Origin of the sequence: Streptomyces sp. NPDC059874, assembly GCF_042731135.1 — a bacterium.
Classification (GTDB): Bacteria; Actinomycetota; Actinomycetes; order Streptomycetales; family Streptomycetaceae; genus Streptomyces.
In genome coordinates this window covers 1-20,928 of the sequence record NZ_JBHWJY010000064.1, presented here as the reverse complement: position 1 = coordinate 20,928, position 20,928 = coordinate 1, and the positions used below count along the sequence as shown (strand labels likewise).

Genomic DNA, 20,928 nt, shown 5'->3' with positions numbered 1-20,928 from the left:
GGTCGAACCCGGAGACGGCACCGAGAGCCGCGAGAGCCCGCGTCCCGAGCCCCGTACGCCCCCGGCCGGAGCCGCACGGTGGATCCGCGTCCGGTACGCCCGCCACCGGCGGGCCGTGCTCGCCGCGACGGCCGCGGTCGCGCTGGCCGCCGGCGCCGCCCGCTGGTACGCCACCCGGCCGACGCCGACCGCCGCACCGCCCCCGGCCGCGCCCTCGCAGTCCGTGTCCCTGACCTACCTGGAGCCGCTGGAGCCGCCCCCGGCCGGCAGCGCGTTCGCCCTCACCGTCCGTGTGCGCAACCGCTCCGGGCCCGCCGTCACGGTGGAGCGGATCGACCAGCCGTCGCGGGCGCTGAGCGTCACGACCGGGACACCGCTCCCGGTCACGCTCGGCCCGGGAGAGGCGCGCGACCTCGCGGTGTTGTTCCAGGCCAAAGACTGCGTGCACGCACCACGGAATTCTGGACTCCCTTTCCTGGAGGTAACCCTCAGTAATGGATTTCAGAAAGAGGATCACAGTTACATCCCCGGCGATCGTTATGCCAGGGATCTTTCCGTCGCCCTGACCAGGGCGTGTCCCGAAGATCGAGACACGGCCACCCAGGCGCCGTCATGACCAAAGACCCCCAGAGTCCTGGCAAGACAGCAGCTAAACAGCAGTTTGGTCCTCACCCATCTCACTATGCGGACAAGACGAAACGGCCCGAATTCCCCCGTTCCACCCGCAGACATCCGCTATGCATTACGCCGTGGCATAACAAGAGAGTCACATCATTGGCCTCAGCCCTCCATAACCGACGATCCGCCGCCTAGAGTCACGGCCAGTTACCGCGACCACCGGATTTCCTTCAGTTCGGTTCCCCGCGTTCGACTCGACGCGTCCCACGGGGGACGCGGCGCCAGGAAAGGACTGATCGTGCGTCATCGTCAGCTCATCGCCGTGACCGCCGCCCTCGCTGCAGGCGCCCTCACTCTCACCGCCTGCGGATCGCGCGACGACAAGGGCGGCGCCGCCGAAGGCGGCACCACTACGGTCGTCATCGGCGTCGACGCCCCCCTGACGGGCGACCTCTCCGCCCTCGGCCTCGGCATCAAGAACTCCGCCGACCTCGCGGCCAAGACGGCCAACGAGAAGGGCTACGTCAAGGGCATCACCTTCAAGGTCGAAGCCCTCGACGACCAGGCCCAGGCCTCCTCCGGCCAGCAGAACGCCACCAAGCTCACGGCCAACAAGGACGTCCTCGGCGTCGTCGGCCCGCTGAACTCCTCGGTCTCCGAGGCCATGCAGAAGGTCTTCGACGACGCCAAGCTGGCCCAGATCTCCCCGGCCAACACCAGCCCGTCCCTGACCCAGGGCCCCAAGTGGGCCGAGGGCCAGAAGACCCGCACCTACAAGAGCTACTTCCGCACCGCCACCACGGACGCCATCCAGGGCCCGTTCGCGGCGCAGTACCTCTTCAACAAGGGCGGCAAGAAGAAGGTCTTCATCATCGATGACAAGAAGACCTACGGCGCCGGCCTCGCCGGAACCTTCAAGGGCGAGTTCACCAAGCTCGGCGGCCAGGTCGTCGGCGAGGGCCACATCGACCCGGAGTCCAAGGACTTCTCCGCGATCGTGACCCAGGTCAAGAGCTCCGGCGCCGACGTCGTCTACTACGGCGGCGAGTACCCCGCGGCCGGCCCGCTCAGCAAGCAGATCAAGGCCTCCGGCACCAACATCCCGCTCGTCGGCGGCGACGGCATCTACGACAAGAAGTACGTCGAGCTCGCGGGCGAAGGCGCCACCGGCGACTTCGCGACCTCCGTCGGCGCCCCCGTCGAGAGCCTGCCGTCCGCCAAGGACTTCGTCGCCAACTACCAGAAGGCCGGCTACAAGGACCCGTTCGCGGCCTACGGCGGCTACTCGTACGACTCGGCCTGGGCCGTCATCGAGGCCGTCAAGAAGGTCGTCGACGCCAACAACGGCAAGCTCCCCACCGACGCCCGCGCCAAGGTCCTCGAAGCCGTCCAGAACGTCTCCTTCGACGGCGTGACCGGCAAGGTCTCCTTCGACGAGTACGGCGACGCCACCAACAAGCAGCTCACCGTCTACAAGGTCGAAGGCGGCGACTGGAAGTCCGTCGAGTCCGGCACCTTCGGCGGCTGACCAACCGAGCGGCTAGCACGCTCACCCGCTAGCCCCTCACCCCTCACTTTGCCGCGCGGGGCGCGCACAATGCGCCCCGCGCGGTGTCACATCCGTCGAAAGACTCGGAGGACCTGCGGTGCACGAACTGCCGCAACAGCTGGTCAACGGCCTGCTACTGGGATCCATGTACGGGCTCGTCGCCATCGGCTACACGATGGTCTATGGCATCGTCCAGCTCATCAACTTCGCCCACGGCGAGATCTTCATGACCGGCGGGTTCGGAGCCCTCACGGTCTGGCTGATGCTCCCCGGCGGCACCACCATGTGGGTCGCGCTGCCCCTCATGCTCATAGGCGCGATCATCGTCGCCACCCTCATCGCCGTCGGAGCCGAACGCTTCGCCTACCGGCCACTCCGCAACGCGCCCCGGCTCGCCCCGCTCATCACCGCCATCGGACTCTCCATCGTCCTCCAGCAGGTGGTATGGGCCTGGTACCCCGACGCGAAGTCCTCCGTCGTCTTCCCCGAAATCCCCGGCGGCCCCTTCCACCTCGGCAGCATCACCATCCAGACCGGTGACGTCTTCCTGCTGCTCGCCGCCCCCATCTCCATGGCCTTCCTCGGCTACTTCGTCAAGAAGACCCGCACCGGCCGCGGCATGCAGGCCACCGCGCAGGACCCCGACACCGCCAAGCTCATGGGCATCAACACCGACCGCATCATCACGGTCGCCTTCGCCCTCGGCGCCACCTTCGCCGCCGTCGGAGCCGTCGCCTACGGCCTCAAGTACGGCGAAGTCAACTACCGCATGGGCTTCATCCTCGGCCTCAAGGCCTTCACCGCCGCCGTCCTCGGCGGCATCGGGAACATCTACGGCGCCATGATCGGCGGACTGGTCCTCGGCCTCGCCGAGACCCTCACCACCGCCTACATCGCCGACGTCCCCGGCATGAGCCAGCTCGGCGGCCAGTCCTGGGGCAACACCTGGGCGTTCGTACTCCTCATCCTCGTGCTCCTCTTCCGACCGCAAGGTCTGCTGGGCGAGCGCGTGGCCGACAGGGCGTGAGAACCATGACGACTACCACCACGGACACCACGCCCCAGACGGCGACCGGCCGAGCCGGAATCTCCCTCCCCGAAAAGACGGCCCGCGCCCTCGCCACCGCCGGCGGCGCCCTCACCGTCATCTCCTGCTTCCTCGCCTGGACCTGGACCCCCGCCTTCCCCGGCAACCTCACCGTCTACGGATACCCCGGCGGCCTCCAGTGGCTCGTCCTCGTCGGCGGCGCCCTCACCACCCTCTTCGGACTCGCCTCCTACGGAGTCAAGGGCCTGCGCTGGCTCACCCCCGCAGGAGCCGACGCGGCGATCAAGCTCTCCGCCCTCGGCACTCTCCTCACCATCCTCTACACCGCCTACGCCATCAGCGACACCCTCGGCGGCCTCATCAACCTGGAGCCCGGCGGCTTCATCGCCCTCGCCACCTCCGCCACCGCCTACATCGGCGCCCGCTTCCTCCCCTTCGAACGCCCCGCACTCGAACCCGCGGACCCCGAAGACAGCTGGTGGGAACAGACCAAGCACAACATCGGCAACCGCTGGACGGTCACCAAGGCCGCCCACGCCGGCGGCACCCCCAAGCCGGCCCGCCAGCTCCCGGCCTACGCCGAAATCCTGCTCATCACCGCCCTCCTCGCGGTCGCCCTCGGCGTCTTCACCTTCGGTGTCACCACCGCGTACCAGGAACTCTTCATCGGCTTCCTGATCGCCGCCGGCTTCGGCTTCGGCGCCCTCCTCAAGGCCGGCCTCGTCGCCCGCTTCAGCGCCCTCACCAACAAGCACCGCAACGTCGCCCTCGTCGGCGCCTTCGTCGCGGCCGCCGCCTTCCCCCTCACCCAGACCGACGACCAGTACGCGACCCTCGGCGTCAACATCCTCATCTTCGCCACCGTCGCCCTCGGCCTGAACATCGTCGTCGGCCTCACCGGCCTCCTCGACCTCGGCTACGTCGCCTTCCTCGGCGTCGGCGCCTACACCGCGGCCCTGGTCTCCGGCTCCCCCAACTCGCCGTTCGGCGTGCACTTCCCCTTCTGGGCCGCACTCCTCCTCGGCGCCGCCGCCTCCATGATCTTCGGCGTCCTCATCGGAGCCCCGACCCTGCGCCTGCGCGGCGACTACCTGGCCATCGTCACCCTCGGCTTCGGAGAGATCTTCCGGATCTCGATGAACAACCTCGACGGCGTCTCCGGCCCGGACCTCACCAACGGCCCCAACGGCATCGCCGGCGTCCCCAACATCGACCTCTTCGGATTCGACTTCGGCGCCAGCCACACCCTCGCCGGATTCACCATCGGCCGCTTCGCCAACTACTTCTTCCTGATGCTCCTGATCACGCTCATCGTGGTCCTGGTCTTCCGCCGCAGCGCGGAATCCCGCATCGGACGCGCCTGGGTCGCCATCCGCGAGGACGAGACCGCCGCCGAAGCCATGGGCATCAACGGCTTCCGCGTCAAGCTCATCGCCTTCGCCCTCGGCGCCACCCTCGCCGGCCTCGCCGGCGCCGTACAGGCCCACGTGAACTACACCGTCACCCCGGACCAGTACGTCTTCGCCAACGCGGTTCCCCCGAACTCCGCCTTCCTCCTCGCCGCAGTCGTCCTCGGCGGCATGGGCACCATCGCAGGCCCCCTCGTCGGCGGCGCCCTCCTCTTCCTGATCCCCAACAAGCTTCAGGACTTCGGCGACATCCAGCTCCTCGCCTTCGGCATCGCGCTCGTCATCCTCATGCGCCTGCGCCCCGAAGGCCTCATCCCCAACCGGCGCAACCAGCTCGAACTCCACACGGACCTCGAAGCGCCCACAGTCCTCGGCAAGACAGGGGCCTGATCCATGACCACCACCACGACCGAAACGGTCCTCGACGCCCGCGGCGTCACGATGCGCTTCGGCGGCCTCACCGCCGTCAAGAACGTCGACCTGACCGTCCGCAGCGGCGAGATCGTCGGCCTCATCGGCCCCAACGGCGCCGGCAAGACCACCTTCTTCAACTGCCTCACCGGCCTCTACATCCCCACCGAGGGCGAAGTCCGGTACAAGGGCACGGTCCTGCCCCCCAAGTCCTTCAAGGTCACCGCGGCCGGCATCGCCCGCACCTTCCAGAACATCCGTCTCTTCAACAACATGACGGTCCTGGAAAACGTCCTCGTAGGCCGCCACACCCGCACCAAGGAAGGCCTCTGGTCCGCCCTGCTGCGCCTGCCCAGCTTCGGCCGCGCCGAGGAAGCCAGCCGCCGGCGAGCCATGGAACTCCTGGAGTTCATCGGCCTCGCCCACAAGGCCGAACACCTCGCCCGCAACCTCCCCTACGGCGAACAGCGCAAGCTCGAAATCGCCCGCGCACTCGCCAGCGACCCCGGCCTCATCCTCCTGGACGAGCCCACCGCCGGCATGAACCCGCAGGAAACCCGAGCCGCCGAAGAACTCATCTTCGCCATCCGGGACAAGGGCATCGCCGTCCTCGTCATCGAGCACGACATGCGCTTCATCTTCAACCTCTGCGACCGCGTCGCCTGCCTCGTCCAGGGCGAAAAGCTCATCGAAGGCACCGCCTCCGAAGTCCAGGGCGACGAACGCGTCATCGCCGCCTACCTCGGCGAACCCTTCGAAGGCGCCCCCGGCGCCGAAGAAGTCGCGGAGGTCGAAGCCGCCGAAGCGCACAGCACCACCAGCACGGACGGAGAAGCCAAGTGACCGCACTCCTGGAGGTCGAGGACCTCCGCGTCGCCTACGGCAAGATCGAAGCCGTCAAGGGCATCTCCTTCACCGTCAACGAGGGCGAGATCGTCACCCTCATCGGAACGAACGGCGCCGGCAAGACCACGACCCTGCGCACCCTGTCCGGCCTGATCAAGCCCAAGGGCGGCCAGATCAAGTTCCAGGGCAAGTCGCTGAAGAAGGTCCCCGCGCACGACATCGTCTCGCTCGGGCTCGCCCACTCCCCCGAGGGCCGGCACATCTTCCCGCGCATGACCATCGAGGACAACCTCCTCCTCGGCGCCTTCCTCCGCAACGACAAGGAAGGCATCCAGAAGGACGTCCAGCGCGCCTACGACCTCTTCCCGATCCTGGGAGAGCGCCGCAAGCAGGCCGCCGGCACCCTCTCGGGCGGCGAACAGCAGATGCTCGCCATGGGCCGCGCGCTCATGTCCCAGCCCAAGCTGCTCATGCTCGACGAGCCGTCCATGGGCCTCTCGCCGCTCATGATGCAGAAGATCATGGCGACGATCGCCGAGCTCAAGGCGTCCGGCACGACCATCCTCCTGGTCGAGCAGAACGCCCAGGCCGCGCTGTCCCTGGCCGACCAGGGCCACGTCATGGAGATCGGCAAGGTCGTCCTGTCCGGCGAAGGCCGCGACCTCCTCGTCAACGAGGACGTCCGCAAGGCCTACCTCGGCGAGGACTGACCCAGCCCCGTTGAACACGTGAGGCCCGTCTCCCCTCGGGGGGAGACGGGCCTCACGTATGTCCCGGGGGACCTACTTCCCGCCGTCCTTCTTCTTCGCCTCGGCGTCCTCGATGACCACCTCGGCGACCTGCTGCATGGACATCCGACGGTCCATGGACGACTTCTGGATCCACCGGAACGCGGCGGGCTCGCTCAGCCCGTACTGCGTCTGCAGGATGCTCTTCGCCCGGTCGACCAGCTTGCGGGTCTCCAGCCGCTGGGAGAGGTCCGCGACCTCCTTCTCCAGCGCGCGCAACTCAGCGAAGCGGGAGACGGCCATCTCGATGGCCGGCACGACGTCGCTCTTGCTGAACGGCTTCACGAGGTACGCCATCGCACCGGCGTCGCGGGCCCGCTCGACGAGGTCGCGCTGCGAGAACGCGGTGAGCATGAGCACGGGGGCGATGGACTCCTCCGCGATCTTCTCGGCCGCGGAGATCCCGTCCAGGACGGGCATCTTCACGTCGAGGATGACGAGGTCCGGGCGGTGCTCACGCGCGAGCTCCACGGCCGTCTGCCCGTCACCGGCCTCGCCGACGACGGCGTAGCCCTCCTCCTCCAGCATCTCTTTGAGATCAAGACGGATGAGCGCCTCGTCCTCGGCGATGACGACGCGGGTCGTCAGCGGCGGAACGTGCGACTGGTCGGCGTCGGGCGTGGGCGTCGACTCGTGCTCGGCGGTCACGGGGGCTCCTCTTTGCGGGGCTCTGCTGCTTGGATGAGCCTACCTAGCAGCGCAGCCGCATGGTCACCCGGTACACTCCGACGTGCAACCCTGCCGGGTTGGTGGAATGGCATACACGGATGTCTCAAACACATCTGCCCGTGAGGGCTTGCGGGTTCGAGTCCCGCACCCGGCACTGTCCGAAAAGCGGACGTTCACCTTCGCGTGAACGTCCGCTTTTTGCTGCACAAGGTCATCATTCGTCACGCACAGTGGCGTCATGGAGTTTCACAGCCTCGAAGTACGCCAAACGGCCCTCTCTCTGCTGCGGGGTGGCACAAGAAATGCAGAGGTGGCTCGCCACCTCAATGTGCCGCTCGGCACCGTCGGCTACTGGAAGCACAAGGACCGGGCGAAGCGCGGCGAGTGCCCCGGTGCACACGACCCGGATTGCCCCCGATGTGACGGTAGCCCGCTCGATGCACAGGCGTACGCCTACTTGCTCGGCCTCTATCTGGGCGATGGCCACATAAGCCATTACTCAGGCCACCGCGTACCCAACCTCATGATCACCTGTGACGACCACTGGCCCGGGCTCATGGACGCCGCCGAGGAGGCCATGCGCCGCGTGTTCCCCTTCAACCAGGTCTGCCGGGTCCGCAGGACCGGCTGCCACAACGTGAAGGTCTATTCGAAGCACCTCACGTGCCTGTTCCCCCAGCACGGGGCAGGCAGGAAGCACGAACGCCGGATAGCCCTGGAGGCCTGGCAGCAGGAGATCGTCGACAACCACCCGTGGGAGTTCATCCGTGGGCTCATCCATTCCGACGGATGCCGGATCACCAACTGGACCACCCGAGTGGTCGCCGGAGTGAAGAAGCGGTACGAGTACCCGCGATACCTGTTCACCAACAAGTCGGACGACATCCGTCGGCTCTGCACGGACACGCTCACGAAGGTCGGGGTCCAATGGACGATCCTGGCCCGGGGCAGCGACCCGTACAACGTGTCCATCGCTCGGAAGGAATCCGTCGCCCTCATGGACGCCCACATCGGGCCCAAGTACTAGCCGCGGCGGCTAAGGGAGCTCGCCGGAGCCGCCCAGGTTGGCGACCATGCGGCGCAGGACGTCGATCGTGGCGGCGCGCAGGCCGCCGATGACGAGGGCGGCGGCTTCGCTGCTTCAGTAGCCGATGGGCTGGGCGGCGAGCTGGCCTTGGGGGTATTCCTTGGTCGTCATGTCTTGACCGTAGGACCTGGAGTTAGGTTGAGGTCAAGGTCGATCGAGAAGGGGACGTGTGATGAGCGAGAAGGCCCGGAAGTTGTTCGACGCGCTGGATCTGAACCATGACGGGGAGCTGACCCGTATGGAGGTGATTTCGGCGTTGCGGTCGAAGGGGCCGACGTTGGCCGCGCAGGGGGATCTGCCGTTCTGGGCGTTGGGGGACGCGGATGTGTCGTCGGCGTTGTTCGATGCGGCTGATGCGAATGGGGATGCGGTGTTGACCTTCGAGGAGTTCGAGGCTGTGGTTGATCGCCGGTTCGGCTGGTAGGCCGCTTCGGTGTCGGCGGGGCGGTGACCGCGTCGGGCGGGTGTTCCCGACGCGGTGCGTCTCGTACGTGGGGGTCAGCGGACGGGGTCGCCGATGTGGTGGATGCGGACGAGGTTGGTGGAGCCGGGGACTCCGGGCGGGGAGCCGGCGGTGATGACGACGGTGTCTCCGGGGGCGCAGCGGCCGATGCGGAGGAGTTCTTCTTCGACCTGGGCGACCATGGCGTCGGTGGAGTCGACGTGGGGGCCGAGGAAGGTTTCGACGCCCCAGGTGAGGTTGAGCTGGGAGCGGGTGGCGGGGTCGGGGGTGAAGGCGAGGAGGGGGATGGGTGAGCGGTAGCGGGAGAGTCGGCGGACGGTGTCGCCGCTCTGGGTGAAGGCGACGAGGAATTTGGCGTCGAGGAAGTCGCCCATTTCGGCGGCGGCTCGGGCGACGGCTCCGCCTTGGGTGCGGGGCTTGTTGCGCTCGGTGAGGGGTGGGAGGCCCTTGGCGAGGATGTCCTCTTCGGCGGCTTCGACGATGCGGGACATGGTGCGGACGGTTTCGATGGGGTATTTGCCGACGCTGGTTTCGCCGGAGAGCATGACGGCGTCGGTGCCGTCGATGACGGCGTTGGCGACGTCGGAGGCTTCTGCGCGGGTGGGCCGGGAGTTGTCGATCATCGAGTCGAGCATTTGGGTGGCGACGATGACGGGTTTGGCGTTGCGCTTGGCGAGTTTGACGGCGCGCTTTTGGACGATCGGGACTTGTTCCAGGGGCATTTCGACGCCGAGGTCGCCGCGGGCGACCATGATTCCGTCGAAGGCGGCGACGATGTCGTCGATGTTTTCGACGGCCTGGGGCTTTTCGATCTTGGCGATGACGGGGAGGCGGCGGCCTTCTTCGTCCATGATGCGGTGGACGTCTTCGATGTCGCGGCCGCTGCGGACGAAGGAGAGGGCGATGACGTCGGCGCCGATGCGCAGGGCCCAGCGGAGGTCTTCGATGTCCTTGTCGGAGAGGGCGGGGACGGAGACGGCTACGCCGGGGAGGTTGAGGCCCTTGTTGTCGGAGACCATGCCGCCTTCGATGACGCGGGTGTGGACGCGGGGGCCGTCCACGGCGGTGACTTCGAGGGTGACGCGGCCGTCGTCGACGAGGATGCGTTCGCCGGTGGTGACGTCGGCGGCGAGTCCTTTGTAGGTGGTGCCGCAGGTGTGGCGGTCGCCTTCGTGGTCTTCGACGGTGATGGTGAAGTCGTCGCCGCGTTCAAGGAGTACGGGTCCTTCGCGGAAGCGGCCGAGGCGGATCTTCGGGCCTTGAAGGTCGGCGAGGATGCCGACGCTGCGGCCGGTCTCGTCCGAGGCCTTGCGTACGCGCTGGTAGCGCTCCTCGTGTTCGGCGTAGGTGCCGTGGCTGAGGTTGAAGCGGGCGATGTCCATTCCGGCTTCGACCAGGGCTTTGATCTGGTCGTATGAGTCGGTTGCGGGGCCCAGGGTACATACGATTTTCGCTCGGCGCATGGGTCGAGCGTATTCCCCTACTTAGGAGTAGGTAATCGCTTCCGGGTGTCCACTCAACAACCTTTGAGCAAAAGGTTGTTGACAACTGTTGAATGTGCATGGGGGTGCTCTGATGAGCACCCCCGGGGCATCGTTTTGTGGGTTTTTCAGAGTTGGGGCGGGGTCATGGTGAAGCGGGCGTTCACCTGGGCGTAGACGGTCTGGCGTTGGGGTTCGAGGTCGAGGGGCGGGGGGCCGGCGTCTTCGGCGGCGCTGAAGGCCATGGTGCGCATTCCGGCTCCGGGGGCGGCGGGGAAGGGGGTGGCGTTTTCGGCGCCGAGGTCGGCGAGTTCGACGAGGGCGGCGAGGTTGGCGCCGAGGGCTTCGGCGTATTCGCGGGCGCGTTGGACGGCTTCGAGTACGGCTTGGCGGCGGGCTTGGCCGTGGGCGGGTGAGGTGGGGCGCAGGGCCCACCAGGGGCCGTCGACTTGGGTGAGTTCGAGGTCGGCGAGGCGGGTGGTGAGTTCGCCGAGGGTGGTGAAGTCGCTGAGTTCGGCGGTGATGTGGACGCGGCCGTGGTAGGCGCGGATGCGTTCGGCTCGGCCGTGGCGGGTGAGTTCGGGGGTGATGGAGAAGGAGCCGGTTTCGAGTTTTTCGACGGGTTCGCCGTAGCTCTTGATGAGGTCGAGGACGGTGTTGTTGCGGCGGGTGAGGTCTTCGAGGGCGGTGCGTCGGTCGGTGCCGCGGGCGCTGACGGTGATTCCGATGCGGGCGATCTCGGGGTCGACTTCGAGGCGTGCTTCGCCGCGGACTGCCACGCGGGGGACTTCGGGGGTTCCGTAGGGCTGGTGCGATGCGTCCTGGGTCATGGATTCACTGTCGCACCGGGGCTTGTCGGGGGGTGGTCATCGGATCGAAACCTGGTGGGGGTTTTGCGGCTTGTTGCTCCTGGGTCAGAATCTACGCGCGTTGTTCAGGCCTCAAAAGGGGAGATGGCATGGCGTTCGACCGCAGGACTTTTCTTGGGACCACTGCTGCGACGGGTGCGGTTGTGGCGTTGACGGGGGCCACGAGCACCCCGGCCGCCGCGGCACCGTCGGCGGGCTCGGCCGGGTCGGCCGGGTCGGCTGGTGGGCGTACGTACTCGTTCACGGTGATGGGTACGACCGACTTGCACGGGAATGTCTTCAACTGGGATTACTTCACGGACAAGGAGTTCGACGACAAGGCGCACAACGATGTGGGTCTGGCGAAGATCTCCACGCTGGTGGAGCAGGTGCGGGCGGAGAAGGGGCGGTGCAACACGCTTCTGATCGACGCGGGTGACACGATCCAGGGCACGCAGTTGTCGTACTACTACGCCAAGGTGGATCCGATCACCGCGCGGCGGGGTCCGGTGCATCCGATGGCGCAGGCGATGAACGCGATCGGGTACGACGCGGCGGCGTTGGGGAACCACGAGTTCAATTACGGCATTCCGGTGCTGCGGAAGTTCGAGGAGCAGTGTGATTTCCCGCTGCTGGGGGCGAACGCGTTGGATGCGAAGACGCTGCGGCCGGCGTTCGCGCCGTACAGCATGCACCGGTTGCGGACTCCGCACGGGCGTGATGTGAAGGTGGCGGTGCTGGGGTTGACGAACCCGGGGATCGCGATCTGGGACAAGGCGAACGTGCAGGGGAAGATGACCTTCCCGGGGCTTGAGGAGCAGGCGGCGAAGTATGTGCCGCGGCTGCGTTCGATGGGTGCGGACGTGGTGATCGTGTCGGCGCATTCGGGGTCGAGCGGGACGTCTTCGTACGGGGACCAGTTGCCGTACATCGAGAACGCGGCGGGTCTGGTGGCGGAGCAGGTGCCGGGGATCGACGCGATCTTGGTGGGGCACGCGCACACGGAGATTCCCGAGTACCGGGTGAAGAACAAGGCGACGGGCAAGGACGTGGTGCTGTCGGAGCCGTTGAAGTGGGGGCAGCGGCTGACGCTGTTCGACTTCGAGCTGTCGTGGTCGCGGGGCCGTTGGTCGGTGGAGAAGGTCGCGGCGAAGGTGTTGAACTCGAACACGGTCGCCGAGGACCCGAAGATCGTCGGGCTGCTGGAGGACGAGCACCGCAAGGTCGTGGCGTACGTGAACCAGGTGATCGGTACGTCGACGCAGGCGATGTCCTCGGCGGAGGGGCCGGTGAAGGACGTGCCGATCATCGATCTGATCAACCACGTGCAGGCGGAGACGGTGAAGGCGGCGCTGGCCGGTACGGAGTGGGCGGCGCTGCCGGTGCTGTCGCAGGCCTCGTGTTTCTCGCGGACGGCGGCGATACCGGCCGGGCAGGTGACGATCAGGGACGCGGCGGGTCTGTACCCGTTCGAGAACACGCTGGAGGCCCGGCTGCTGACGGGTGCGCAGCTGAAGGACTACCTGGAGTATTCGGTGAAGTACTTCGTGCGGACGGCGCCGGGTGAGGTGGTGGATCCGGCGAAGCTGACGAACGCGGACGGTACGCCGGACTACAACTATGACGCGGTGTACGGGCTGTCGTACGACATCGACATCGCGCAGCCGGTGGGTTCGCGGATCGCGGGGTTGTCCTTCCAGGGCAAGCCGTTGGATCCGGCGGCGCGGTTCGTGTTGGCGGTGAACAACTACCGGGCTTCGGGTGGTGGGAACTTCCCGCACGTGCCGGGTGCCAAGCAGCTGTGGGCGAACTCGGACGAGATCCGCAACACGATCATCACGTGGGTGAAGGCGAAGGGGGCGGTGGACCCGGCGCAGTTCGCGTCCGTGGACTGGCGGCTGACGCGGGCCGGTACGCCCGTGTTCTAGGCGTGGGTCGTGGGTGTGCGGGGTCGGGGTTCGCGGGTGGCGGGTCCCGGCCCCGTTCGGGTTTCAGGGGGTGGTGCGGACGAGGTGGGTGGGGACGGCGGCGTCGGTCAGGGGTGTTCGACGAGGGGCAGCAGGTCGACGGTGGGTCGTGGCCGGGTGTGTTCGCGTTGTTCGAGGCCGAAGGTGGTGAAGGCGGTGCGGGTGGGCTGGGGGTAGGGCTCTTTGCCGGTGAGGGTGTTGAGGATGGCGGCGCTGCGCCAGGCGGCGAGGCCGAGGTCGGGGGCGCCGACGCCGTGGGTGTGGCGTTCGCCGTTCTGGACGAAGATGCTGCCGGTGACGCTGGGGTCGAGGATCATCCGGTGGCGGTCGTCGATGCGGGGGCGGCCGGAGGAGTCCTTGCGCAGGTAGGGGTCGAGGCCTGCGAGGAGCCGGGTGAGGGGGCGTTCCTGGTAGCCGGTGGCGAGGACGACGGCGTCGGTGGTGAGGCGGGAGCGGGTGCCTTGTTCGATGTGTTCGAGGTGGAGTTCGACTTTGGTGGTGGCGACGCGGCCGGCGGTGCGGACGCTGACGCCGGGGGTGAGGACGGCGTCGGGCCAGCCTCCGTGGAGGGTGCGGCGGTAGAGCTCGTCGTGGATGGCGGCGATGGTGTCGGTGTCGATGCCCTTGTGGAGTTGCCATTGGGCGGGGACGAGTCGGTCGCGTACGGGTTCGGGGAGGGCGTGGAAGTAGCGGGTGTAGTCGGGGGTGAAGTGTTCGAGGCCGAGCTTGGAGTACTCCATGGGGGCGAAGGAGGGGGTGCGGGCGAGCCAGGTGAGGCGTTCGCGGCCGGTGGGGCGGGCGCGGAGGAGGTCGAGGAAGACTTCGGCGCCGGACTGGCCTGATCCGATGATGGTGACGTGGTCGGCGCCGAGGATGCGTTGGCGGTTGTCGAGGTAGTCGGCGCTGTGGATGACGGGGACGGTGGGGGCTTCGGCGAGGGGGCGCAGGGGTTCGGGGACGTAGGGGGCGGTGCCGATGCCGAGGGCGAGGTTGCGGGTGTGGGTGCGGCCGAGGGCTTCGGCTTCGCCGTCGGCGTCGAGTTGGGTGAAGTCGACTTCGAAGAGGTCGCGTTCGGGGTTCCAGCGGACGGCGTCGACTTGGTGGCCGAAGTGGAGTCCGGGGATGCGGCCGGCGACCCAGCGGCAGTAGGCGTCGTATTCGGCGCGTTGGATGTGGAACCGCTCGGCGAAGTAGAAGGGGAAGAGTCGTTCCTTGTGCTTGAGGTAGCTGAGGAAGCTCCAGGGGCTGCTGGGGTCGGCGAGGGTGACGAGATCGGCGAGGAAGGGGACTTGGAGGGTGGCTCCGTCGATGAGGAGTCCGGGGTGCCAGCGGAAGTCGCGGCGTTGGTCGTAGAAGGCGGTGGCGAGTTCGCCGGCTCCTTGGCGGGGGAGGCCGTGGGCGAGGGCGGCGAGGGAGAGGTTGAAGGGTCCGATGCCGATTCCGACGAGGTCGTGGGGTGCATCGAGCTGAGCGGTCATCGGCGGGTGCTGCCTTCCAGGAGGGTGATGAGGGTGTCCAGGTCCCTCGCCGTGGTGTGGGGGTTGAGCAGGGTCGCTTTGAGCCAGAGGCGGCCGTCGGCGTGGGTGCGGCCGAGGACGGCGCGGCCTTCGTGGAGGAGGGTGCGGCGCAGGGTGGCGAGGCCCTCGTCGGTGGCGTGGGTGGGCCGGAAGAGGACGGTGCTGATGGTGGGTGGTGCGTGGAGTTCGAAGCCGGGGTGGGCGTCGATGCGCTCGGCGAGCTGGTGGGCGAGTTCGCAGGTGCGGTCGATGAGGTGGACGAGGCCGTCGCGACCGAGTGCGCGCAGGGTGGTGGCGATCTTGAGGGCGTCGGGGCGGCGGGTGGTGCGCAGGGAGCGGCCGAGGAGGTCGGGTAGGCCGGCTTCGGTGTCGTCGGTGGCGTTGAGGTAGTCGGCCTGGTGGGCGAGGGGGGCGAGCAGGGTGGTGTCGGGGACGACGAGGAGTCCTGCGGCGACGGGCTGCCAGCCGAGTTTGTGGAGGTCGACGGTGAGGGAGTGCGCGCGGCCGAGTCCGGCGAGTTTGTCGCGGTGGCGGGGGCTGAGGGCGAGGGGTCCCCCGTAGGCGGCGTCGATGTGGAGGTCGGCGCCGTAGCGGTCGCAGAGGTCGGCGATGCGTGGGAGGGGGTCGATGAGTCCTGCGTCGGTGGTGCCGGCGGTGGCGGTGACGAGGGTGGGGCCGGGGGTGGCGGCGAGGGCCTCGGCGAGGTGGGCGGGGTCGAGGGTGCCGGTGGGGGTGGGCAGGGCGATGGCGGGTGGGAGTCCGAGGAGCCAGGCGGCGCGGGGGACGGAGTGGTGGGCGTTCGCGCCGTGCAGGACGGTGAGGGAGGGGCCGTGGCGTTCGCGGGCGAGGAGGAGCGCGAGTTGGTTGGCTTCCGTGCCGCCGGTGGTGACGAGGGCGTCGGCGTGGGGGGTGTCGTAGAACTCGGCGGCGAGTGCGCGGGTGAGGAGCGCTTCGATCGCGGAGGCGGCGGGGGCCTGGTCCCAGGAGTCGAGGGAGGGGTTGAGGGCGGCCGCGGCGAGGTCGGCGGCGGTCGCGACGGCGAGGGGCGGGCAGTGCAGGTGGGCGGCGCAGAGGGGGTCGGCGGGGTCGGCGGCGCCGGCGGCGAGGGTGTGGACGAGGTTGCGGAGTGCTTCGTGCGGGCCGGTGCCGTGGTCGGGCAGTACGTCGCCGAGTGCGGCCGTGACGTGGGCGGTGACGGTGTCGGGGCCGCCGGCGGGGAGGGGGCCGCCGCGTTCTTTCGCTCCGCTGTGGAGGGCGGTGAGGACGGTGTCGAGGAGAGGGCGTAGGGCCTCGGCACCGGTGGCTCCGCCGGCGAGCGGTGGTGTTCCGGTTCGTCTGGGTCCGGGCGGCGCGGTCATGTCGGTGTCCTCACGGGAACGGTGGGCGGCGGCGGGGGCCGGCCCTTCGTGGGGGCACCTTGGCGGGGGCGGAGCTGCGGTGGCAGGCGGTGCCCGACGGGTACAACGATCAGACCCGAATGGGGTAACCGCCGGGGTTTTTCCGGATTTTGTTTTCGGGTGGTTGCCGCGCCTGGGCGGGGCCGCGTGGTCGTGGGGGCGGGGTGGGTGGGCCGCTGCGCGGGGCCTCTCCCCCACCCCGCCCCTTCCCGAAACCGGGGCTCCGCCCCGGGCCCCGCTCCTCAAACGCCGGAGGGGCTGGGTGGGGCGAGGCTGGGTGGGTGCGGGCCCGAGGGGGTGGGCTGAGGGTCAGGTGCCGCGGACTCGGAGGGCTCGGGCCAGGTCGTCCAGTTGGTCGATCAGTTTGCGGCGGAGGAGGGGGAGGATGTCCGGGTTTTCGAGGCAGGTGTGGCCGGACTGGAGGTTGGACTCGTCGATGGCGTAGACGGGGAAGGCCCAGCGGCCGGCGGCTTCGGCGATGGCGGGGCCTCGGCGGGCGCCGAGGGCCACGGCGTCGGGGTAGTAGCGGGGTACGTATTCCCGTACGAGGTCGGTCTGTTCGGGCTGCCAGAAGCCTTGGGCGGTGGCGCTGAAGAGGTAGTTGGACAGGGTGTCGTCGTGGAAGAGGCGGTCCCAGGCGGCGGCCTTGGCCTCGGGGGTGGGCAGGGCGGCGCGGCAGCGGGCGGCGCCTTCCTGGCCGGTGGCGCTGGGGTCGGCGGCGAGCGCGGTGTCGATGGCGGTTTCGTCGACGGCGCCGAGTACGGAGAGCCGGGCGAGGATGCGCCAGCGCAGTTCGGGGTCGAGTTCGGGGCCGCCGGGGACGGAGTCGTCGGCGAGCCAGCCGGCGATGGTGTCGGGCTGGGTGGCGCTGTCGACGAGGGTGCGTACGGCGGTCAGCCGCAGGCCCGGTGCCGAGCCGTCCTCGGTGCGGCGCAGCAGGTCGCGGGCGATGCTCGTGAGGGTGGTGAGGGCTGCGGTGCGCTGTTCGGGGGCGAGGTAGCGGACGGCGATCTGGGTGCGGGCGAAGGTGATGACGCCCTGGACGATCGCGAGGTCGTGTTCCTCGGGCAGGTGTGCCTCGGCGGTGGTGAGGTAGTCCTGCGGGTCGAGTTCGCCGTCGCGGACCATGTCGCGCAGGGAGTTCCAGACGACGGCGCGGGTGAGCGGGTCGGGGATGTGGGAGAGGCCGCGCAGGACGGTTTCGACGGAGGTTTCGTCGAGGCGGACCTTGGCGTAGGTGAGGTCGGTGTCGTTGAGGACGAGGAGTGCGGGGCGCGGGCCGCTGACGGAGAGGACCTCGTCGGAGGGGATGTCGAGGTGGAGGAGTTCGGTGCGTTCCAGCATGCGGCCGTCGGCGGGATCGCGGTCGTAGACGCCGACGGCGATGTGGTGGGGGCGGGTGCCGTGGCGGTCGATGGTGAGGGTCCAGCCGGTGGGGGCGCCGGACGTGGTGCGGGGGTCTTCCTCGATCTGGGGGGTGAGGGTGTCGATGCCGGTGGTGCGCAGCCAGATCTCGGCCCAGGCGTGGACGTCGCGTTCGGTGTGGGCGGCGAGGGAGTCGACGAAGTCGGCGAGGGAGGCGTTGGCGAACTTGTGGCGGGCGAAGTGGGTGTTGATGCCGGCGAGGAAGTCCTTCTCGCCGAGCCAGGCGACGAGTTGGCGTAGCGCGGAGGCGCCCTTGGCGTAGGAGATGCCGTCGAAGTTGAGGAGGGCGGAGGCGGTGTCGGGGACGTCGTCGGGGTCGGGGGCGACGGGGTGGGTGGAGGGGCGCTGGTCTGCGTCGTAGCCCCAGGATTTGCGGGTGACGCCGAAGTCGGTCCAGGTGTCGGTGAAGCGGGTGGCTTCGGTGAGGGTCTGGTAGCCCATGTATTCGGCGAAGGACTCGTTGAGCCAGATGTCGTCGAACCAGGCGAGGGTGACGAGGTCGCCGAACCACATGTGGGCCATTTCGTGGGCGATGACCATGGCGCGGGTCTGGCGTTCGGTGTCGGTGACGGCGGAGCGGTAGATGAATTCGTCGCGGAAGGTGACGAGTCCGGGGTTCTCCATGGCTCCGGCGTTGAACTCGGGTACGAAGGCCTGGTCGTAGGAGTCGAAGGGGTAGGGCTCGGTGAACTTCTCCTGGTAGCGGTCGAAGCAGTCCTTGGTGATGGACAGGATCTCTTCGGCGTCGGTGTCCATGTGGGGGGCGAGGGACTGGCGGCAGTGGATGCCGAAGGGCAGGCCCGCGTGCTGGGTGTGGACGCTGTGCCAGGGACCGGCGGCGACCGCGGCGAGGTAGGTGGAGATGAGGGGGGTGGGGGCGGAGTGCCAGATGCCGGCCGCGGGTCGCTCCGCGCCGCCGTCGCCGCCGTCGCCGTGGGCGGCGCGTTCGCCGGTGCGGGTGGTGATTCCGTTGGCGAGGACCGTCCAGTGCTCCGGGGCGGTGACGGTGAACTCGAAGACGGCCTTGAGGTCGGGCTGGTCGAAAGCCGCGAAGACGCGCTGGACGTCGTCCATGAACATCTGGCTGTAGACGTACGTCTCTCCGTCGGCGGGGTCCGTGAAGCGGTGGAGGCCTTCGCCGGTGCGGGAGTAGCGCATGCGGGTGTCGATGCGCAGTTCGTGGGTGCCTTCGGTGAGGCCGGTGAGGGGGAGGCGGTTGTCCTGGAGGGCGGTGACGGGGAGGGGTTCGCCGTCCAGGAGGGCCGATTTCAGGTGTTCGGGCTTGAGCTCGACGAAGGTGTCGCCCGCGGCGCGTGCGGTGAAGCGGATGTCGACGCTGGAGTCGAAGGTTTCGTCGCCGACGGTGAGGTCGAGGGTGACGGCGTAGTGGTGGACGTCGAGGAGCTGGGCTCGGAGTTGCGCTTCGCTGCGCGTCAGTGCGGACATGGGGCCCATGCTGCCGCAGTGGGCAGTCGGACCCCAGTCACCCGCTCGGACGGCGTCTTGCGGCGGCTGCTTGTCGTCTACTTGTCGTCTTCGCCCGCGGCGATGGTCTCGTGGTGGCGGATGACCTCGGCGATGATGAAGTTGAGGAGCTTCTCGGCGAAGGCCGGGTCGAGTTTGGCGTTCTCGGCGAGCTGGCGCAGCCGGGCGATCTGGGCGGCTTCGCGGCCCGGGTCGGCGGGGGGCAGCTGGTGGCGTGCCTTGAGGTGGCCGACCTGCTGGGTGCACTTGAAGCGCTCGGCGAGCATGTGGACCACGGCCGCGTCGATGTTGTCGATGCTGTCGCGCAGGCGGGCGAGTTCGGCGGCGACGCTTTCGTCGATCCCGTTGTCGAAGTCGCTGTCGCTGTCGATGTTGTTCATGGTTCCTGAGAATACGTGGCGGGGGCGATCAAGGCCCGGGGCAGCCGGTTGGTGAGACGGGTCCGTGATCAAAGCGGACAGAGGGGTCACAGGGGCTGCGGAGGTCACAGTGACCGCGGAGGTCACAGGGGCAGGAGCGCGGTGACGAGCCAGCCGCCTTCGGGGTTGGGGCCGGCGGTGAGGGTGCCGCCGAGAGCTTCGGCGCGTTCGGCCATGCCGGCGAGTCCGTAGCCTCCGCCGCGGGCGTTCTCGGAGAGTGTGGCGGGGCGGCCGCCGTCGTCGGCGACCCGGACTTCCAGGCCGGTGGGGACGGTGCGCAGGCCGACTCGGACGGCGGTGGCGGTGGCGGCGTGCTTGCCGATGTTGGTGAGGGCTTCGAGGACGATGCGGTGGGCGGTGGCGGCGACGTGGCCGGGGAGGCGGTTCTCCAGGCCTTTCTCGATGTAGAGGACCACGGGTGGGCCGGTGGTCGAGAAGCGTTCGGCGAGTTCGCGGATGTCGGCGAGGCCGGCGACGGGTGCGGTGGCGGCGGTGGCGGTGGTGGATCCGTCGTTTTCCCGGAGGACCTTGACGAGGCGGCGCATGGAGCCGAGGGCTTCGTCGCCGGCGGTCTCGATGCGGCCGAGGATCTCGGCGGCGTGTTCGGCGTTGACCTTGGTGAAGCGGGCGGCGCGGGCCTCGACGACGATGCCGGTGACGTGGTGGGCGACGAGGTCGTGGAGCTCGCGGGCGAGCTCCAGGCGTTCGGCGGTGCGGACGGCGTGCAGGTCGCGTACGCGCTGGACGGACTGCAGGCGCAGCAGCAGCGAGTAGGTGCTGATGACGACGGTGAGGACGGAGAAGAGGAGGGTGAAGCGGCCGGGGTCGGTGTCGCGGACGGGTACGGCCATGCAGCCGAGGCCGAGGAGGGGGCCGAGGACCGCGGCGGTGCGGGCGGGGGCGCGGAGCAGGACCTGGGAGAGGAGGACGAGGAGGGCGAGGGCCTCGCCGCCGCCCCAGACGACGATGGGGTGGTTGCCGAAGATCAGGGCGAGGGTGGCGGCCCAGGTGACGGCGGCGGCGAACCAGGCGCGGGTGAGGAGGGGGATGGCGGGCCAGGGCGCGGCGCTGAGGCAGACGAGGATGCCGGACACCCAGACGGTGGCGTGCGGGAGGCTGGGCCGGCGGGCGAGGACCACGCCCTCGAAGGTGACGAGGGCGAGGAGGACGAGGGGGAGGGTGAGGCGGATCAGGTCGGCGGTGTGGGGGTGCCTGCGGGTCCAGCGGCGCAGGGGGCTCATTCGGGCCGCCTTCCGTGCCGGGCGCGGGCGGGGGCGGTACGGGGGCCTGTGCGGGCGGGGGCGTGCGGGTACGGGGCGGCTGCGCCGCGGGCTCCTGGGGCTCCGCGGTGTGCCCCGGCGGGAGTACGGGCACCTGCGCGGGTGGACGCGTGCGGGTACGGGGCGGCTGCGCCGCGGGCTCCTGGGGCTCCGCCCCAGACCCCGCGCCTCAAACGCCGGCGGGGCTGGATGTGGTCGGCGCCGCCTGCCCTGTGCGGCTC

General features: G+C 69.0%; 17 protein-coding genes and 1 tRNA gene. 10 read left to right on the top strand and 8 right to left on the bottom strand.

What is annotated here, in order from left to right:
• Nucleotides 1-115: 115 nt before the first annotated feature.
• The 6 genes from ACFV9H_RS29635 to ACFV9H_RS29610 all read left to right on the top strand — a co-directional run bounded on the left by ACFV9H_RS29635 (nt 116) and on the right by ACFV9H_RS29610 (nt 6,591).
• Entirely contained in the window at nt 116-616 is a 501-nt protein-coding gene (locus ACFV9H_RS29635; RefSeq protein ID WP_385404103.1) for a Tat pathway signal sequence domain protein, read from the top strand.
• A 300-nt stretch (nt 617-916) separates the two neighbouring features.
• Nucleotides 917-2,146, top strand: a complete 1,230-nt coding sequence (locus ACFV9H_RS29630) for a branched-chain amino acid ABC transporter substrate-binding protein (protein WP_385404100.1) — start codon at nt 917-919, stop codon at nt 2,144-2,146.
• A 118-nt stretch (nt 2,147-2,264) separates the two neighbouring features.
• A complete protein-coding gene (locus ACFV9H_RS29625; protein WP_385404097.1) occupies nt 2,265-3,194 on the top strand; it encodes a branched-chain amino acid ABC transporter permease in 930 nt (309 codons plus the stop codon).
• Between the two features lie 5 nt (nt 3,195-3,199).
• The gene (locus ACFV9H_RS29620) at nt 3,200-5,014 is read left to right on the top strand and encodes a branched-chain amino acid ABC transporter permease (RefSeq protein WP_385404094.1); all 1,815 of its coding nucleotides are present in this window, start codon (nt 3,200-3,202) and stop codon (nt 5,012-5,014) included.
• A gap of 3 nt (nt 5,015-5,017) precedes the next feature.
• A complete protein-coding gene (locus tag ACFV9H_RS29615; protein ID WP_385404092.1) occupies nt 5,018-5,878 on the top strand; it encodes an ABC transporter ATP-binding protein in 861 nt (286 codons plus the stop codon).
• Nucleotides 5,875-6,591 (top strand): ABC transporter ATP-binding protein, encoded by a 717-nt coding sequence (locus ACFV9H_RS29610; RefSeq protein WP_385404089.1) that lies wholly within the window; start codon nt 5,875-5,877, stop codon nt 6,589-6,591. Before ACFV9H_RS29615 ends, ACFV9H_RS29610 begins: the two co-directional genes overlap by 4 nt.
• Before the next feature lie 72 nt (nt 6,592-6,663).
• On the opposite strand, the gene ACFV9H_RS29605 is transcribed toward ACFV9H_RS29610, so the two are convergent.
• Nucleotides 6,664-7,317, bottom strand: coding sequence for an ANTAR domain-containing response regulator (locus ACFV9H_RS29605; RefSeq protein ID WP_385404086.1), 654 nt, complete (start codon nt 7,315-7,317; stop codon nt 6,664-6,666).
• A gap of 92 nt (nt 7,318-7,409) precedes the next feature.
• Between ACFV9H_RS29605 and ACFV9H_RS29600 the strand changes: the two genes are divergently transcribed.
• The 3 genes from ACFV9H_RS29600 (at nt 7,410) to ACFV9H_RS29590 (ending at nt 8,849) form a co-directional block, all read left to right on the top strand.
• Nucleotides 7,410-7,492: transfer RNA gene (locus ACFV9H_RS29600), tRNA-Leu, on the top strand.
• Between the two features lie 84 nt (nt 7,493-7,576).
• Entirely contained in the window at nt 7,577-8,365 is a 789-nt protein-coding gene (locus tag ACFV9H_RS29595; RefSeq protein WP_385404084.1) for a helix-turn-helix domain-containing protein, read from the top strand.
• Between the two features lie 232 nt (nt 8,366-8,597).
• Nucleotides 8,598-8,849, top strand: coding sequence for an EF-hand domain-containing protein (locus ACFV9H_RS29590; protein ID WP_385404081.1), 252 nt, complete (start codon nt 8,598-8,600; stop codon nt 8,847-8,849).
• A gap of 74 nt (nt 8,850-8,923) precedes the next feature.
• Here the strand turns inward: ACFV9H_RS29590 and pyk are convergent, their stop codons facing one another.
• Nucleotides 8,924-10,351: a pyruvate kinase gene (gene pyk / locus ACFV9H_RS29585; protein ID WP_385404079.1), complete on the bottom strand. Its 1,428-nt coding sequence runs from the start codon at nt 10,349-10,351 to the stop codon at nt 8,924-8,926.
• A 146-nt stretch (nt 10,352-10,497) separates the two neighbouring features.
• Nucleotides 10,498-11,199, bottom strand: coding sequence for an SIMPL domain-containing protein (locus ACFV9H_RS29580; RefSeq protein WP_385404077.1), 702 nt, complete (start codon nt 11,197-11,199; stop codon nt 10,498-10,500).
• A 128-nt stretch (nt 11,200-11,327) separates the two neighbouring features.
• Between ACFV9H_RS29580 and ACFV9H_RS29575 the strand changes: the two genes are divergently transcribed.
• Nucleotides 11,328-13,145: a bifunctional metallophosphatase/5'-nucleotidase gene (locus tag ACFV9H_RS29575; RefSeq protein ID WP_385404158.1), complete on the top strand. Its 1,818-nt coding sequence runs from the start codon at nt 11,328-11,330 to the stop codon at nt 13,143-13,145.
• A gap of 107 nt (nt 13,146-13,252) precedes the next feature.
• Here the strand turns inward: ACFV9H_RS29575 and ACFV9H_RS29570 are convergent, their stop codons facing one another.
• From ACFV9H_RS29570 to ACFV9H_RS29550, 5 genes are all read right to left on the bottom strand, one after another.
• The gene (locus tag ACFV9H_RS29570) at nt 13,253-14,662 is read right to left on the bottom strand and encodes a lysine N(6)-hydroxylase/L-ornithine N(5)-oxygenase family protein (protein ID WP_385404075.1); all 1,410 of its coding nucleotides are present in this window, start codon (nt 14,660-14,662) and stop codon (nt 13,253-13,255) included.
• On the bottom strand, nt 14,659-16,059 hold the full coding sequence (locus ACFV9H_RS29565; protein WP_385404073.1) for a pyridoxal phosphate-dependent decarboxylase family protein: 1,401 nt from the start codon (nt 16,057-16,059) through the stop codon (nt 14,659-14,661). The genes ACFV9H_RS29570 and ACFV9H_RS29565 overlap by 4 nt, the downstream gene beginning before the upstream one ends.
• 348 nt (nt 16,060-16,407) lie before the next feature.
• Nucleotides 16,408-18,969, bottom strand: a complete 2,562-nt coding sequence (pepN, locus tag ACFV9H_RS29560; RefSeq protein ID WP_385404071.1) for an aminopeptidase N — start codon at nt 18,967-18,969, stop codon at nt 16,408-16,410.
• 77 nt (nt 18,970-19,046) lie between these two features.
• Complete coding sequence (locus ACFV9H_RS29555) at nt 19,047-19,388, bottom strand: chorismate mutase (RefSeq protein WP_385404068.1); 342 nt, start codon at nt 19,386-19,388, stop codon at nt 19,047-19,049.
• A 122-nt stretch (nt 19,389-19,510) separates the two neighbouring features.
• Nucleotides 19,511-20,668 carry a sensor histidine kinase gene (locus tag ACFV9H_RS29550; protein WP_385404066.1) on the bottom strand — a complete coding sequence of 386 codons (1,158 nt, stop codon included), beginning with the start codon at nt 20,666-20,668 and terminating at the stop codon, nt 19,511-19,513.
• Between the last annotated feature and the right edge of the window lie 260 nt (nt 20,669-20,928).